Raw genomic sequence first — 15,349 nt, forward strand, 5'->3', positions numbered from 1 at the left:
TTGACGCGGGGTCGATCGCTCAGTCATCATTGCCTCAATGAGTACTGAGCGATCTGGCCTCGAGCAGCGAGCCGCCCGGCACGCCGCCCTCGGCGACCCGGCGCGGCTGCGCATCGTCGACCTGCTCGGTCTCGGCGATCAGTCGCCGACCGAACTCCAGACCGCGCTCGGGATGCCGTCGAACCTGCTGGCCCACCATCTGCGGGTGCTCGACGGCGAAGGCATCATCGAGCGCCGACGCTCCGAGGGCGACGGCCGACGCTCCTACGTGCGACTGCGCCCCGAGTCCCTCGTCGGGCTCGTCGGCACCGCGCATCCGGCCGCCCGTCGCGTCGTCTTCGTCTGCACCGCGAACTCCGCACGTTCACAACTCGCGGCCGCACTCTGGCGGGAGGCGAGCACCGTGCCCGCCGAGTCGGCCGGCACCCATCCGGCCCCCCGCATCCACCCGGCCGCCGCCGCCGCCGCGAGCCGCCACGGCATCCATCTCGCCTCGGCGCGCCCGCGCACCCTCGCCGACGTGCTCGGCGACGACGACTTCGTGATCACCGTGTGCGACAACGCGCGCGAAGAACTCGACACGCTGCCCGACATGCACTGGTCGATTCCCGACCCCGTGCGGGTCGGCACCGACGCCGCCTTCGAGGCCGCGATCGCCGAACTCACCCGTCGCGTCGACGACCTCGCCCCGCGACTCACCCGCGCCTGAAGGAGCACCGAGTGTCCGACTACCTCCGCGCGACCGTCACCCTCGACCAGGAGCTCGCACTGAAGACCGCCGCCGTGCGGCTCGCACGCGACTTCGAGGGCGTCTACGGCACCGAGACGATCGAACGCTTCCTGCACACCTCGTACGACCAGTTCGCCGGCACCGCGAAGGTGCTCAACTTCCTCCCCCTGCTCGCGGAGCGGTTCGCGAAGCAGCGGCTCACCGCTCTCAGCCGCGTCGAAGGCAAGGCCCACGACGGCCGGCCCGCCGTGCTGTTCCTCTGCGTGCACAACGCGGGCCGCTCGCAGATGGCCCTCGGCTTCTTCGAGCACTACGCCGGCGACGCCGCCGTCGGATGGTCGGGCGGCTCCGAGCCGGGAGCCGAGGTCAACCCGGCCGCGATCGAGGCGATGCGGGAACGCCAGATCGACATCTCGGGCGAATACCCGAAGCCGTGGACCGACGAGGTCGTGCGCGCCGCCGACGTCGTCATCACGATGGGCTGCGGCGACGCCTGCCCCGTCTTCCCCGGCAAGCGCTACGAGGAGTGGGTGCTCGACGACCCCGCCGGCAAGGCGGTCGCCGACATCCGCCCCGTGCGCGACGAGATCGAACGCCGCGTGCTGACGTTGCTCGACGAACTCGGCGTCCCCGCGCGCCGCTGACCACCACCCTCAAGGAGATCGCATGTCTGAGAAGCCCACCGTCCTGTTCGTCTGCGTGCACAACGCCGGCCGATCGCAGATGGCCGCCGGCTATATGCGCGAGCTGTCGGGCGGACGCGTCGAGGTGCTGTCGGCCGGGTCGGAGCCGAAGGAGAGCATCAACCCGGTCGCCGTCGCGGCGATGGCCGAGGAGGGCATCGACATCGCGGGCAACGTTCCGAAGATCCTCACCGTGGAAGCGGTGAAGGAATCGGATGTCGTCATCACGATGGGCTGCGGCGACACCTGCCCGATCTTCCCCGGCAAGCGCTACGAGGACTGGGAACTCGAAGACCCGGCGGGCAAAGACCTCGAAACCGTCCGGCGGGTGCGCGACGACATCCGCGGCCGGGTCGAGGGGCTGCTCGCCGAGATCCTGCCCGCCGCGGTCTGACCCGGCGCCAGCCGGCCGGGCTGGGTAGCGTCGAAGCATGACTGACACGGTGGTGCACGACCAGGCAGGTTCGCGATTCGTCCTGATGCGCGGCGATCGGGAGCTCGGGTTCACCGAGTACGTGACGCGCGACGACGGCGGGATCGTGTTCACCCACACCGAGATCGACCCGGAGGTGCAGGAGCGGGGGCTCGGGTCGGCGCTCGTGCGCGGCGCGCTCGACGATCTGCGAGGGTCGACGACGGTGCGGATCCGGGCGACCTGTCCGTTCGTGCGGCGGTTCCTGGCCGAGCATCCCGAGTATGAGGATCTGACGACGCGGTAGACACTCGTTCTATTTTGCACGCGTTGAAAGTGCTTGCGGTTCGTAGTTGTCTTCGATAGGATGGTCTTGCTCGTGCCGAGCATTCCGTTCTGAATGACGAACTGTGAACTGGGAGATCGGCGTGAGCCTGCCTGCCGTGCCTGTGATCGAGGTCCCTGACCTCTCCGGGTTGGCGCGTGCGTCGCATCAGGAGTTGATGGTGGGGATGCGGCACTGGTCGGCGCATGTGCGTTCCGCGGAGTCGGTGGTCGCCGCGTTCGCGGGGGAGATTGATCGGCGGTCGTCGCGGGATGCCGGGTATGAGGGGTTGGCGGCCTCGACGGGGGCGCGCGGGCCTGAGGGGTTGGTGTCGAGCCTGACGGGGAAGTCGGTGCGGGATGCGCGGGATCTGGTGACGGTGGGGCGGTTGCTGGATGCCCCGCCGGTGTGGTTGACGGATGTCGCGGCCGGGGTGGCTTCGGGTGAGGTGTCGGTGGGGGCTGCGGCGGCGATCGTCACCGGGCTCGGCGCGCCGACTCCGGAACTGGGGGCGGATGATCTGCTCGACGCCGCACAGACCCTGGTTGCTGAAGCCGGGCAGCTGCCGCCGGAGAAGGTCGCCCGCCTCGCCCGGGAGATGCGGGATGAGTTGGATGCCGCCGGGGTCGCGGACCGGGAACAGGCACTACGGCAGAAGCGATTCCTGCGCCTCACCCCACGAGCCGATGGGATGACCAGCATCTTCGGCCTGCTCGACCCGGAGTCGGCGGCTCTGGTCACCGACGCGATCGACTGCGTCACCGCCCCCCGCCGCAACGGACCCCGCTTCCTCGACGACACCGAACGCGCCCGCGCCGACGCGATCGTGAACGACCCCCGCAGCACCGAGCAACTCGCCCTCGACGCGCTCGTGGAGATGATCCGCATCGCCGCCGCCGCCGACCCCGGACGCATCTTCGGGATCCGCAAACCCGCCGTGCGGGTCCATGTCGACGCCCGCGACCTGCAACGCCGCGAAGGTGCCGGGCACCTCGAAGGGCAAACCGCCGCCGTGTCGATCGCCACCGTCGAACGCCACGCCTGTGCTGACGGTTACGTTCCGATCCGGTTTGAATCCGGCGGTGCCATCGACGTCGGCCTCACCCAACGACTCTTCACCACCCGGCAGCGGATCGCCCTCGCCGCGATCTGGGGCGGCTGCGCCCACCCCGACTGCGACCGCCCACCCTCCTGGTGCGAAGCCCACCACGCCACCGAATGGGACAACGGCGGACCCACCGACATCGCAAACGGAATCCTCCTCTGCCGCTTCCACCACCTCCTCACCCACAACATGGGCTGGAACATCCGACCACCCGACCGACCCGGCGGGACATGGCTCATGCACCCACCATCCCGAGGGTCGGGTATTCGAAAGCCCATCGAACTCACCAGCAAGCACCCGCTGCGACGAAAGCAATGACGCCGAGGCGCGAGGGAGAGCTCTGTCTGGTGACGAGCTACTTCTTCTCAGAGATGTCGATGTGGGCGATGCCCTTGTCGAGGTCGAGCAGCGGGTCACCCGGCGCGGGGGCGGGGGCGGGCAGCTCGGTCTGGCGCTCCTGCTCCTGGAGTGCCTCCTGGCGGCTCGGCGCGAACAGGCCGTCGATCGGGCCCATGATGTTGCCCGCAGAACGCAGGCCGTCTTTGCCCTTCATCGAGAAGTCCATGAAGCCGGCGATCTGGCCGACGACACACACGGCGACGATCGCCACCGGCACGACGACCCACCAGATCCACTCCACCGGCACAGGATACGGGGCGCACCCTGAAGAACAACCGGCGCCGCAGCAGCTAGCGCTGCGGCACGATCAGGGGTCGGCCGTCCATGTCGACCACCCGCACGGGCAGCCCATAGACATTCGAGATCGCGTCGGCGGTCAGCACCACCGACGGTGCTCCCACGGCGACGAGCCGACCGGCCGACAACAGGGCCACCCGGTCGGCGACCGCGCCGGCGAGCGACAGATCATGCACCACCACGACGACCGCCCGGCCGGCCAGAGCGAGGTCGCGGGCGATGCGCAGCACATCCTCCTGGTGGCGCAGGTCGAGCGCGGCGGTCGGCTCGTCGAGGAAGACGATCGCGGTGTCCTGCGCGAGCACCCGAGCGAGTGACACCCGCGCGCGCTCGCCCCCGGAGAGCTCCGTGAAGCGGCGACCCGCGAGATGGGTCACGTCGGCGCGGGACGCGGCCGACGTGATCGCCTCCCCGTCGCGGGCGATCTCGTCGGTGCGCGTCCACGGGGCGCGCCCCATCGTGATCACGTCGATCACCCGGAAGGGAAAACTCAAGGAGTTGTCTTGCGTGAGCACCGATCGACGACGGGCGAGCTCGAGGGGCGAGAACGTGCGCACATCCCGGTCATCGACGAGCACCTGACCCGACGTCGGCACCCGCTCCCCCGACAGCACCGAGAGCAGCGTCGACTTGCCGGCGCCGTTGGGGCCGACGAGCGCGAGCACCTCGCCCGGCACGACCTCGAGCGAGATGTCGTCGAGCACCGTGCGGCCGTCGAGCACGACGCTCAACGCCTCGGCGCGGATCACCGGATCGCTCACGCCCACCCTCCCGACCGGCGACGCTGCCGCCACAGGAGGAAGAAGAAGAACGGTCCGCCGACGAGGGAGGTCAACATCCCGATCGGAAGTCCCGCCCCGGGAACGATCGTGCGGGCCAGCAGGTCGGCGGCGAGGATCAGCACCGCACCGCCGAAGGCGGAGGCGACGATGAGGCCGCGGTGACGCGGGCCGAGCAGCATGCGCATGATGTGCGGCACGACCAGTCCGACGAACGCGATGATGCCGACGAACGCCACCGCGACACCGGTGAGCAGCGCCACCAGCACGATCGAGGCGATGCGCAGGCGTTCGACGTCGAGCCCGAGGTGCCGGGCGTTGCGCTCCCCGAGGGCGAGCAGGTCGTAGCGCCGACCCAGCAGCACCGCGGCCACCACGCCGACCACGCACACCCCCGCCACGACAACGACCTCGTGCCAGAGCGACCCGTTGAGGTCGCCCAACTGCCAGAAGACGATCTGTTCCCGGCTCGCCGGGTTCGCGACGAACAGCACGAACGCGAGACCCGCCCCCGCGAAGGCGTTGACGGCGATCCCGGTGAGCAGCAGGGTGACGACCTCGGTGCGACCGTTCGCCCGCGAGACGAAGTAGACGAGCAGTGTCGCGAGCAGGCCTCCGGCGAACGCCAACGCCGCGACGGCGTAGTCGCCGACCGCCGCGACGCCGAGCACGATCGCGGTGGCCGCCCCGAGGGCCGCCCCTGCCGACACCCCGACGACGCCGGGTTCCGCGAGGGGGTTGCCGAAGATCGCCTGCATCACCGCACCCGCCGCTGCGAGAGCCGCCCCGACGAGGATCGCCATGACGATGCGCGGGAACCGGATCACCCACAGCGTCGACTCGGCGATCGGGTCGGCGGGCGCCCAGTCGTTCGCGACGCCGACGGCGCGTAGCAGCGAGCCCACGACTTCGGTCGGCGACACCGGGAACTGCCCGAGCACGGCCGACAACAGGATGCCGCCAACCAGCAGAGCGCCGAGCGCGGCGCCGACGATCGCCCGCCTCACGGGACCCGGTACAACCACTCGTCGGTGCCGAACTTCGTCTCGACGAGTTCCCGCGCCCGTTCGAGTTCGAAGTCGGTGAGCGACCCGTCGGTCAGCCCGTGCAGCCCGCGGAAGGTGTCGATCATCCGCTCGATGATCTGCTCCCGCGTCATGCCGGTCTGACGGCGCAGCGGGTCGACGCGCTTGTTCGCCGACTTCGTGCCCTTGTCGCTGAGCTTCTCGCGGCCGATGCGCAGCACCTCGGCCATGCGGTCGCCGTCCATGTCGTACGCCATCGTGACGTGGTGCAGTACCCCGCCGTTGCCGAGCCGCTTCTGCGCGGCACCGCCGATCTTGCCGGTCGGCGAGGCGATGTCGTTGAGCGGAACGTACGACGCGTCGATGCCGAGACTCTGCAGGGCCTGCACCGCCCACTCGTCGAAGAACGCGTACGAGTCGGCGAACGACATGCCCTGCACGAGGTCGATCGGCGCGTAGATCGAGTAGGTCACCGCCCCCGGCGGTTCGATGAACATCGCGCCGCCACCCGAGATGCGGCGCACCACCGGAAAGCCGTACTTCGCCGCGTTGACCGGGTCGACCTCGTTCTTCACCGACTGGAAACTGCCGATGACGACGGCCGGCGACGCCCACTCCCAGAACCGCAGAGTCGGGGCGCGGCGTCCGTCGCCGACCTCCTCGGCGAGCACCTGGTCGAGGGCGAGGTGCATCAGCGGATCGAGCGCACCCGGACGCACCAGCTCCCACGCATAGTCGTTCCACCCGGTGGCGCGCTTGAGGGCCCGGCGCACCGCCGTCGCCACCGAGTCGGCCGAGAAGCCGAGCATCACGGCACCTTCCGGAAGCGCCGCGGTGACCGCCTTCGCGATGTCTGCAGCGTCGCTCGTCACCGGCAGCCCGGTGAGGGCCGCGTCGATCGCCGGCAGCGCCTCGTCGGGGTCGAGGAAGAAGTCACCCGACACCCGCACGTCACGGAGGCGACCGTCGGCGACGTCGAGGTCGACGACGACGAGCTTGCCGCCGGGCACCTTGAACTCGCCGTGCATGTCGTCCTCCTGGCGGGCCCGCCGGGTCGGGAAGGTGAGCGAATGCCAGCCTAACGAGTGGCGGTACCTGGCGCGGCTGCGGTCGCCTTCGCGTCGAGCCAGGCGACCAGGTCGGCGATCACCTCGGCCCGGTTGATCTCGTTGAACATCTCGTGGCGACCCTCGTCGTAAATCTTGACCACGACATCCGAAAGGCCGCCCCGGCCGCGGTACGCCTTCGCCAGCAGTTCGACGCTCTTCGGCCCGCCGAGCGGGTCTTCGCTGCCGATCAGGATGAGCAGTGGCAGGTCGCGGTTCAGCTTCGTCGGGCGGCCCAGGAGCCGCATCCCGTCGCGCACCCCGAACAGCTTCGCGGCCTTCGCGTCGAAGGTCAGGGGGTCGGCGGCGAATCGCGTCCAGACGTCGGGGTCGCGGCTCAGCCACTCCGTTCCGGTGCCGCCGGGCAGCCGGTGCCGCTTCGACAGGTCGCCGCTGTTCATGTGCCGCAGGGTGCGGTACGGCGTGCCGGAGAGCACCGCGGCGGTGTACGGCGACGCGTCGTCGTTGAGGATCATCTGGGCGAAGATCGAGCCGAGGCTGTGCCCCAGCAGCACGAGCGGCAGCTTGGGGTGCTCGGCGTGCGCGATGCCCGAGAGCTGCTGGATGCCGGCGATCGTCGCGCGCACCCCGCCCGGGCCGAGGCGGCCGAGTCTGGTCGTGTCGTGACCCCACTGCTGGAGTCCGGTCTGCCCATGCCCGCGCAGGTCGCCCGCGTAGACGGTGTAGCCGGCGGCGACGAGCGCCTGCGCCAGATCCTCGTAGCGGGTCGCGTACTCGCCGAGCCCGTGCACGATCTGCACTATCGCTTTCGGGTTTCCCGCACGCCACTCGTAGTAGTGGATGGTGACGCCCTCGGCGTCCTCGAACGTGTAGTCCCCGCGTGCCGCCGTGAAACCGGGCATCGACGCCTCCTCGTTGGACTCATCGTACTTTTCCGCGGTCGCCGCATGCACGAGCGAGCGCACGGGAGAGGCGTGATCCCCTGCCGTAAGGTTCTGCCGTGACCCGCGTCGTGATCGCCCCCGACTCGTTCAAGGGCACCGCGACCGCCCGAGACGCGGCCCGAGCGATCGCCCGCGGGTGGGCGTCGGTGCGTCCCGACGACGAGCTGGTCCTGGCGCCCCAGGCGGACGGCGGCGAGGGCACGATCGACGCGGTCGCAGCAGCCGTCGCGGGCGCCGAGGTGCGCACCGCGACCGTGACCGGACCCGACGGGCGTGATGTCGAGGCGCGCTGGCTGTTGCTCGACTCGGGCGAGGCGGTGCTCGAACTCGCCGAGAGTTCGGGGCTTCCGCTGATGGACGAACTCGATCCGCTCGGAGCCGGCACCCGCGGTCTCGGGGAGCTGATCGGTGTCGCCCTCGACGCCGGCGCGACCGCCCTCACCGTCGGGCTGGGCGGATCGGCCTCCACCGACGGCGGTGCCGGGGCACTCGCGGCGCTCGGGATGACGCTCGCCGACGCGTCCGGCCGCCCACTGCCCGACGGGGGTGGCGCCCTGAGTCAGGTCGAGCACCTCGATCGGCGCGGGCTGCGGCCCCCTCCACCGGGCGGGGTACGCCTGCTCACCGACGTGACCGCTCCGCTGCTCGGCCCCTCCGGTGCCGCCGCCGTCTTCGGGCCGCAGAAGGGAGCCGGGCCGGGCGAGGTCGCCGAGCTGGATGCGGCGCTCGCGCGATTCGCGCACCTCCTCGGCGGTGACCCCACGGCATCCGGAACCGGCGCCGCCGGAGGCACCGGGTACGGGTTGTCGGCCGGCTGGGGGGCGACTCTCGTTCCCGGAGCCCCGACGATCGCCGACCTCTCGGGACTCCCCGCCCTCGTCGCCGCAGCCGACGTCGTCATCTCGGGCGAAGGCCGATTCGACGCGACCTCGATCGACGGCAAGGTCGTCGGCCACGTGCTCGGTCTCATCCCGCCGACCGCGCACGCGGTCGTCATCGCCGGCGCGCTCGGAGCCGACCCGGTCGTGCTCACCGGGCGTTCCGCGACGGCGATCGCCCTCGACGCGCTCGCCCCGACGGCCGATGCGGCCCGCGCCGATGCCCTGCACTGGCTGGAGGTCGCGGGCGCGCGCGCCGCCGAGCTCAGCTCTCGCGGGTGATCTCGACGGTCACGAACAACCGGCTGCCGTAGGGCCCCGCATAGACGCCGCGGAGGGGCGCGACATCCGCATAGTCCCGGCCGCGACCGACCGTCACGTGCCGGTCGCCGATGTCGATCAGGTTGGTCGGGTCGTAACCCCGCCAGGTTCCGCAGAACCATTCGACCCAGGCGTGCGACTCCCCCGCGACGGTGACGCCGATCGCGGCATCCGGTTGCGGGTGCAGGTATCCGCTCACGTAGCGGGCCGGGATGCCGACCGAACGCAACGCTCCGATGGCGAGATGGGTGATGTCCTGGCAGACGCCCTTGCGGTGCTCCCAGGCTTCGGCGGCCGTCGTGTACACGCTGGTCGCGCCCGACACGTACTCGATGCGGTCGCCGATCGCCTGGCAGATCGCGAGCGCCGCGTCGCACGGCGAGTCCGCGGTGGCGACGATGCCGCGGGCGATCTCGACGACCTCGGCCGGCGGGCGCGTGCGGTGGGTCTGCCCGAGCTGTTCGACGTACTCGGTCGCCGTCTCGATCTCGTCGGCGAGCGCCGTCCACTCGAGGCGGTGTTCGGGGTGGTCGCGGTCGCGCACCTCGACCAGGCTCGTCGCGGTGAGGGCGAGCTCGGCGTGCGGGGTGAGGATCTCGAACGACGACACCCGGGTGCCCCAGTAGTCGACGTAGGAGTGATGACTCGAGATCGGCAGGATCTCGAGGTTGGAGAACAGCACCAGCTGCCCGTCGGCGCTCACCGGCAGCATGCGCGCCTCGTTGTACGACGCGGTCACCTCGCCGTCATAGTGGAAGCCGGTCTCGTGCCGGATGCGCAGTCGTTTCACGAGACCGCCCCCCTCATGAGCGCAGTCCCGTTCACGTGTTCTCTCCGACCCAGGCGGCGACGTCGTTCGTCGGGAAGTAGCGCTGCCGGATCGCCTCGCTCACCGCGGTCGTGGTCTTCTGCACGGCATCCATGTGCGTCGGCAGATCGGTGATCAGGTCGACGACGGGCCGGTACTCCAGTTCGCTGCGGATCTGGCCGAGCAACCGCTGCGCCTGGTCGCTGACCCCGAAACGGTCGGCGCGCGGTTCGATCTCACGCAACTGCTGCTCCGCGCGCGTCACCGAGTACAGGATGCTGCGCGGGAACAGCCGGTCGAGCAGCAGGAACTCCGCCGCCTTCTGGGCGCTCGGCACGCCGCGGTAGGTACGCAGATACGCTTCGTACGCGCCGACGCTGCGCAGGATCGTCGTCCACGACGGACCGGACGCCTCGGTGAGCGACCGGGTGGCCAACAGTCGGGCGGTCATGTCGGCACGTTCGATCGAGCGGCCGAGGGTGAAGAACCGGTAGGCCTCGTCGCGGTTGGTCGCCGACTCGACGATGCCGACGGCGAGCGCCGCGCGCTCGCGCACCCAGGTGAAGAACTCGTGCACCTTGTCGCTGGCGACCTTGCGCGGCATCCGGGCCCGGGTGGTGTTGAGCACCTCCCAGAGTTCGGTGTTCACCACCTCACGCGCGCGGCGGGCGTTCTCGCGGGCGGCGTTCAGCGAATAGGCGATGGATGCCGGCTGGTTGCGATCGACCGCGAGGATCGTGAGCACGTCGCTGCGGGTCACCTCCGCGGTCTCGTCGACCTCGGTTCCCATGACCGACAGCAGCGACCGGCAGGCGAGGTTCTCTTCGACCCACGGGTCTTCGAGCAGCAACTGCAGGTGCACGTCGAGGATGCGCGCGGTGCCGTCGCTGCGCTCGATGTAGCGGCCGATCCAGAAGAGGCTCTCGGCGATGCGGCTCAGCATGCGCGCGCCCCGCTCTGCTGTTGCTGCTGCTGCTGCTGGTCTTGGCGGGGGGCGTCGGCGGGGTGGTGATCGGGCAGGTGCGACTCCGCCGTGATGACGGGGATGGATGTCGTCACGGCGGCCTGATCAGCGACGAGACCGCCGATGTCGTGTTCCATGGTGCGCAGCGGGTCGAGTCCGACGACCCAGGTGTCTTTCGAACCGCCGCCCTGCGATGAGTTGACCACGAGCTGGCCCTCCGGCAGCGCGACCCGGGTGAGGCCACCGGGCAGCACCCAGACATCCGTTCCGTCGTTGACGGCGAACGGCCGCAGGTCGGCGTGCCGGGGGCGCAACCCGTCGTCGACGAGCGTCGGGATGGTCGAGAGCTGCACCACCGGCTGTGCGATCCAACCCCGCGGGTCGGCGCGCAGGTGCACGCGCAACTCGTCGAGCTCCTGCTTGCTCGCGTCGGGCCCGACGACGAGGCCCTTGCCGCCCGACCCGGCGACGGGCTTCACGACGAGCTCGTCGAGACGATCGAGCACCTCTTCGAGCGAGCCCGGATCTTCCAGCCGCCAGGTGTCGACGTTCGGGATGATCGGCTCTTCACCGAGGTAGTAGCGCATGAGCTCGGGCATGTAGGTGTAGATGAGCTTGTCGTCGGCGACGCCGTTGCCGACGGCGTTCGCGATCGTCACGTTGCCCAGGCGCGCGGCGAGCATCAGACCCGGGGAGCCCAGCATCGAGTCGGCGCGGAACTGCAGCGGGTCGAGGAACTCGTCGTCGACCCGGCGGTAGATCACATCGACCCGCGTCGGACCGGCGGTGGTGCGCATCCAGACCCGCCCGCCGGAGCAGAACAGGTCGCGCCCTTCGACGAGTTCGACGCCCATGAGCCGCGCGAGCAGCGTGTGCTCGAAGTAGGCGGAGTTGTAGACGCCGGGCGTGAGCACGACGACGACCGGGTCTTCGACACCTTCGGGCGCCGCCGCGCGCAGGGCTCCGAGCAGCCGGTTCGGGTAGTCGCCGACCGGGCGCACCCGCATCGACATGAACAGCTCGGGCAGGGTCTGCGCCATCACCCGACGGTTCGAGATGACGTACGACACCCCCGACGGCACCCGCACGTTGTCTTCGAGCACCCGCCAGGCGCCGACCTCGTCGCGGATGAGGTCGATGCCCGACACCTGGATGCGCACGTTGTTGGCGCTGACGATGCCGGCGGCTTCGCGGTGGAAGTGTTCGCTCGATGAGATCAGCCGCGCGGGGATCACCCCGTCTTTCACGGCACGCTGTTCGCCGTACACGTCGGCGAGGAACCGTTCCAGCGCGAGCACGCGCTGTTTGACGCCCGCCTCGACCGTGGCCCACTCGGCCTGCGGGATGACCCGCGGCACGGCGTCGAGCGGGAACGGCCGCTCCTCCCCCGCGAAGTCGAAGGTGACGCCCTGCGCCAGATACGACGAGGCGAGCGCCTCGGTGCGACCGCGCAGCTCGGCCTGCGTCATGCGGGCCAGGGTCGTGTAGATGTCGCGATACGCGTCGCGGGCGTTCGTCTCGCCGGCGTTGGCGATGTCGGAGAACATCTCATCCCACGGCGGAGCGCCCCGCCGCCGGATGGCGGTGGCTCCGTAGCCGTCGAACAGGTCGCCCATGCCTGCGAGCCTAGGGGCGGGATGTTGCGGCGGTGTTTCGCTCCCGCGTGCGTCTAACCACCGGTGGAGGCGCGCACCACGAGTTCGGGCTGGAAGACGATGCGTCGCGGCGGCAGGTCGGGTTCGGCCGCCTCTTCGCGCAGGATGCGCAGCGCCGTCGCGCCGATCTCATGCCGCGGCTGCCGGATCGACGAGAGCGGCACGACCGCGGCAGCCGCGAAGTCGATGTCGTCGAAACCGATGAGGGCGATGTCGTCGGGCACCCGCAACTCTCCTGACATGACGAGGGCCTGCAGCAGCCCGACCGCGACGAGGTCGTTCGCCGCGAAGATCGCGTCCGGCCGCTCGGGGCGGGCGATCAGGGCCTCCCCGAGCCTCCGGCCGTCGAGCACGGTGAGCGCGCGTGTCGGGATCACCTCGAGCGTCGCGCCCGGCACCTCGGCGATCGCGGAGCGTGCGCCGGCGAGGCGGTCGGACACCTGGCGGATCTCGAGCGGCCCGCCGGCGAACACCATCCGGCGGCGCCCCGTCGCCAGGAGGTGCTCGACCGCGAGGCGACCCCCCGCGATGTCGTCGACCGAGACGGAGCTGACCGCGGCATCCCGGCTCTCGCGGTCGACGAGCACGACGGGCGTTCCGCGTTCGCGCAGTTGCCGCAGGCGCGGTTCGATGTCGCCGAACGGCGAGATGAGGATGCCGTGCACGCGCTGCTCCTCGAACAGGTCGAGGTAGCCCGACTCGCGGCGCGCGTCTTCGGAGGAGTTGCCGAGCAACACCGACAACCCGTGCTTCGCCGCTTCGTCTTCGACGCCACGGGCGACGTCGGTGAAGAACGGGTTGCGCACGTCGAGCACGACGAGTCCGACGGTGGTGCTGCGGCCGGCCCGCAGCTGGCGCGCCGCGTCGTTGCGCACGTAGCCGAGTTCGGCGATCGCGGTGCGCACCTTCGCGGCGGCTTCCGGTGAGACCTGGGGCGACCCGTTGAGCACGTTGGAGACGGTGCCGACCGAGACGCCCGCACGCGCGGCGACGTCACGGATGCTGCTCGCGCGGGTGGTGGTCACGCTGCTATCCTGGCGGTTGAAACGATTCATTACGACACGAACCACTGTGACAAGGATGTCTCCATGCCCGACTTCGCCGCCATCGCCGACCGGCTCACCGAGCAGCGCATCGAGCTGCCGTCCTGGGCGTTCGGCAACTCCGGCACCCGGTTCAAGGTCTTCGCCCAGCCCGGCGTGCCTCGCGACCCGTTCGAGAAGATCGCGGATGCCGCCCAGGTGCACAGGTACACCGCGCTCTCGCCGAGCGTCGCCCTGCATATCCCCTGGGACAAGGTCGCGTCCTACGCCGACCTGAAGAAGCACGCCGAAGACCACGGCGTCGCCCTCGGCACCATCAATTCGAACACCTTCCAAGACGACATCTACAAGCTCGGCAGCCTCACCCACTCCGACGCGAAAGTGCGCCAGACGGCGATCGACCACCACTTCGACTGCATCGACATCATGGGCGAGACCGGGTCGCGCGACCTCAAGATCTGGCTCGCCGACGGCACCAACTACCCCGGCCAGGACGACATGCGCGGCCGCCAGGACCGCCTCACCGAGTCGCTGCAGAAGATCTATGAGCGGATCGGCGAGGACCAGCGGCTCGTGCTGGAGTACAAGATCTTCGAGCCCGCGTTCTACCACATGGATGTTCCCGACTGGGGAACGAGCTACGCCCAGGTGGCCGCGCTCGGCGACCGCGCGACGGTCTGTCTCGACACCGGCCACCACGCGCCGAGCACCAACATCGAGTTCATCGTCATGCAGCTGCTGCGGCTCGGGAAGCTCGGCTCGTTCGACTTCAACTCGCGCTTCTACGCCGACGACGACCTCATCGTCGGGGCCGCCGACCCGTTCCAGCTGTTCCGCATCATCGTCGAGGTGATCCGCGGCGGCGGGTACGGCGACGACGGCGACACCGCGTTCATGCTCGACCAGTGCCACAACATCGAAGACAAGATCCCCGGGCAGATTCGCTCGGTGCTCAACGTGCAGGAGATGACCGCGCGGGCGCTGCTCGTCGACCGCGACGCGCTCTCTGCCGCCCAGCTGGCCGGCGACATGCTCACCGCCCACGGCATCCTCATGGATGCCTTCTACACCGACGTGCGCCCGATGCTCGCGGCCTGGCGCGAGGAGCGCGGGCTGCCCGCCGACCCGATGAAGGCCTACGCCGAATCGGGGTATGCGGCGTCGATCGTCGAAGGTCGCGTCGGCGGCGCTCAGGCGGGCTGGGGGGCGTGAAGGACATGACGACGGCAGAAGACCTCATCACCCGAAGCAACAAGCTGGGCTCCGACCCGCGCGTCACCAATTACGGCGGCGGCAACACGTCGGCGAAGGGCACCGCGACCGACCCGGTCACGGGAGAGCCCGTCGAACTGCTCTGGGTCAAGGGTTCCGGCGGCGACCTCGGTACGCTGACCGAAGCCGGCCTCGGGGTGCTCAACCTCGCGCGCGTCGAAGCCCTCAAGGCCACCTACCCGGGCGTCGAGCGCGAGGACGAGATGGTCGCCGCCCTCGACTACTGCCGCCACGGTCTCGGCGGCGCCGCCCCGAGCATCGACACCTTCATGCACGCGTTCGTCGACGCGGCCCACGTCGACCACCTGCATCCCGACTCCGGCATCGCGTTCGCGACCGCGAAAGACGGCGAGAAGCTGACCAGAAGGGCTTTCGGCGACAAGGTCGTCTGGGTGCCGTGGCGTCGCCCCGGCTTCCAGCTCGGTCTCGACATCTCCGCCATCAAGGCCGCCAACCCGGATGCGGTCGGCTGCATCCTCGGCGGCCACGGCATCACGGCGTGGGGCAAGACCTCCGCCGAGGCGCAGAAGAACAGCCTCTGGATCATCACGACCGCCGAGGATTACATCGCGGCGAAGGGCAAGAAGTCCCCGTTCGGCACGACGGTCGCGAAGAACAAGGCCCTGCCGCCCGCCGAGCGTC

The 15,349-nt window shown here is 70.1% G+C and carries 17 protein-coding genes; 8 read left to right on the forward strand and 9 right to left on the reverse strand.

The features are described 5' to 3' along the window. Nucleotides 1-37 precede the first annotated feature (37 nt). The 5 genes from IE173_RS15065 (at nt 38) to IE173_RS15085 (ending at nt 3,573) form a co-directional block, all read left to right on the forward strand. Entirely contained in the window at nt 38-709 is a 672-nt protein-coding gene (locus IE173_RS15065; protein ID WP_191284346.1) for an arsenate reductase/protein-tyrosine-phosphatase family protein, read from the forward strand. A gap of 11 nt (nt 710-720) precedes the next feature. Beyond that, nucleotides 721-1,374: an arsenate reductase ArsC gene (locus tag IE173_RS15070; protein ID WP_191284347.1), complete on the forward strand. Its 654-nt coding sequence runs from the start codon at nt 721-723 to the stop codon at nt 1,372-1,374. A 22-nt stretch (nt 1,375-1,396) separates the two neighbouring features. Then, nucleotides 1,397-1,807 (forward strand): arsenate reductase ArsC, encoded by a 411-nt coding sequence (locus tag IE173_RS15075; RefSeq protein WP_191284348.1) that lies wholly within the window; start codon nt 1,397-1,399, stop codon nt 1,805-1,807. A 37-nt stretch (nt 1,808-1,844) separates the two neighbouring features. Then, nucleotides 1,845-2,132 (forward strand): GNAT family N-acetyltransferase, encoded by a 288-nt coding sequence (locus IE173_RS15080; protein WP_191284349.1) that lies wholly within the window; start codon nt 1,845-1,847, stop codon nt 2,130-2,132. A 121-nt stretch (nt 2,133-2,253) separates the two neighbouring features. Next, nucleotides 2,254-3,573 carry an HNH endonuclease signature motif containing protein gene (locus IE173_RS15085; RefSeq protein WP_191284350.1) on the forward strand — a complete coding sequence of 440 codons (1,320 nt, stop codon included), beginning with the start codon at nt 2,254-2,256 and terminating at the stop codon, nt 3,571-3,573. Nucleotides 3,574-3,610: 37 nt separating this feature from the next. Here IE173_RS15085 and IE173_RS15090 read toward each other — a convergent pair whose 3' ends face one another. From IE173_RS15090 to IE173_RS15110, 5 genes are read right to left on the reverse strand one after another with little or no spacing between them, the layout of a single operon-like run. Further along, nucleotides 3,611-3,895 (reverse strand): hypothetical protein, encoded by a 285-nt coding sequence (locus IE173_RS15090; protein WP_191284351.1) that lies wholly within the window; start codon nt 3,893-3,895, stop codon nt 3,611-3,613. Nucleotides 3,896-3,944: 49 nt separating this feature from the next. Next, nucleotides 3,945-4,712, reverse strand: coding sequence for a heme ABC transporter ATP-binding protein (locus tag IE173_RS15095; protein ID WP_229842147.1), 768 nt, complete (start codon nt 4,710-4,712; stop codon nt 3,945-3,947). Beyond that, complete coding sequence (locus tag IE173_RS15100; protein ID WP_229842148.1) at nt 4,709-5,737, reverse strand: FecCD family ABC transporter permease; 1,029 nt, start codon at nt 5,735-5,737, stop codon at nt 4,709-4,711. Before IE173_RS15100 ends, IE173_RS15095 begins: the two co-directional genes overlap by 4 nt. Next, the gene (locus IE173_RS15105; protein ID WP_191284353.1) at nt 5,734-6,783 is read right to left on the reverse strand and encodes a lipoyl protein ligase domain-containing protein; all 1,050 of its coding nucleotides are present in this window, start codon (nt 6,781-6,783) and stop codon (nt 5,734-5,736) included. The genes IE173_RS15100 and IE173_RS15105 overlap by 4 nt, the downstream gene beginning before the upstream one ends. Before the next feature lie 50 nt (nt 6,784-6,833). Continuing rightward, entirely contained in the window at nt 6,834-7,724 is an 891-nt protein-coding gene (locus IE173_RS15110; protein ID WP_191284354.1) for an alpha/beta fold hydrolase, read from the reverse strand. 98 nt (nt 7,725-7,822) lie between these two features. On the opposite strand from IE173_RS15110, the gene IE173_RS15115 reads away from it, so the two are divergent. Next, nucleotides 7,823-8,926: a glycerate kinase gene (locus IE173_RS15115; RefSeq protein ID WP_191284355.1), complete on the forward strand. Its 1,104-nt coding sequence runs from the start codon at nt 7,823-7,825 to the stop codon at nt 8,924-8,926. Here IE173_RS15115 and IE173_RS15120 read toward each other — a convergent pair. Genes IE173_RS15120 through IE173_RS15135 form a run of 4 tightly spaced genes read right to left on the reverse strand, consistent with a single transcriptional unit; the run spans nt 8,910 to nt 13,417 of the window. Next, nucleotides 8,910-9,755, reverse strand: coding sequence for a transglutaminase family protein (locus IE173_RS15120; RefSeq protein WP_191284356.1), 846 nt, complete (start codon nt 9,753-9,755; stop codon nt 8,910-8,912). The genes IE173_RS15115 and IE173_RS15120 overlap by 17 nt on opposite strands. A 31-nt stretch (nt 9,756-9,786) precedes the next feature. Next, entirely contained in the window at nt 9,787-10,716 is a 930-nt protein-coding gene (locus tag IE173_RS15125; protein WP_191284357.1) for an alpha-E domain-containing protein, read from the reverse strand. After that, the gene (locus IE173_RS15130; protein ID WP_191284358.1) at nt 10,710-12,353 is read right to left on the reverse strand and encodes a circularly permuted type 2 ATP-grasp protein; all 1,644 of its coding nucleotides are present in this window, start codon (nt 12,351-12,353) and stop codon (nt 10,710-10,712) included. Before IE173_RS15130 ends, IE173_RS15125 begins: the two co-directional genes overlap by 7 nt. A gap of 53 nt (nt 12,354-12,406) precedes the next feature. After that, entirely contained in the window at nt 12,407-13,417 is a 1,011-nt protein-coding gene (locus IE173_RS15135) for a LacI family DNA-binding transcriptional regulator (protein WP_229842149.1), read from the reverse strand. A gap of 63 nt (nt 13,418-13,480) precedes the next feature. Between IE173_RS15135 and rhaI the strand changes: the two genes are divergently transcribed. Further along, nucleotides 13,481-14,647, forward strand: coding sequence for an L-rhamnose isomerase (rhaI, locus tag IE173_RS15140; RefSeq protein WP_191284360.1), 1,167 nt, complete (start codon nt 13,481-13,483; stop codon nt 14,645-14,647). Between the two features lie 5 nt (nt 14,648-14,652). Continuing rightward, nucleotides 14,653-15,349 (forward strand): class II aldolase/adducin family protein (locus IE173_RS15145; RefSeq protein WP_191284364.1); only part of this gene is annotated, 697 nt, incomplete at its 3' end.

Origin of the sequence: Pseudolysinimonas yzui (assembly GCF_014653215.1) — a bacterium.
Lineage (GTDB): Bacteria > Actinomycetota > Actinomycetes > Actinomycetales > Microbacteriaceae > Pseudolysinimonas_A > Pseudolysinimonas_A yzui.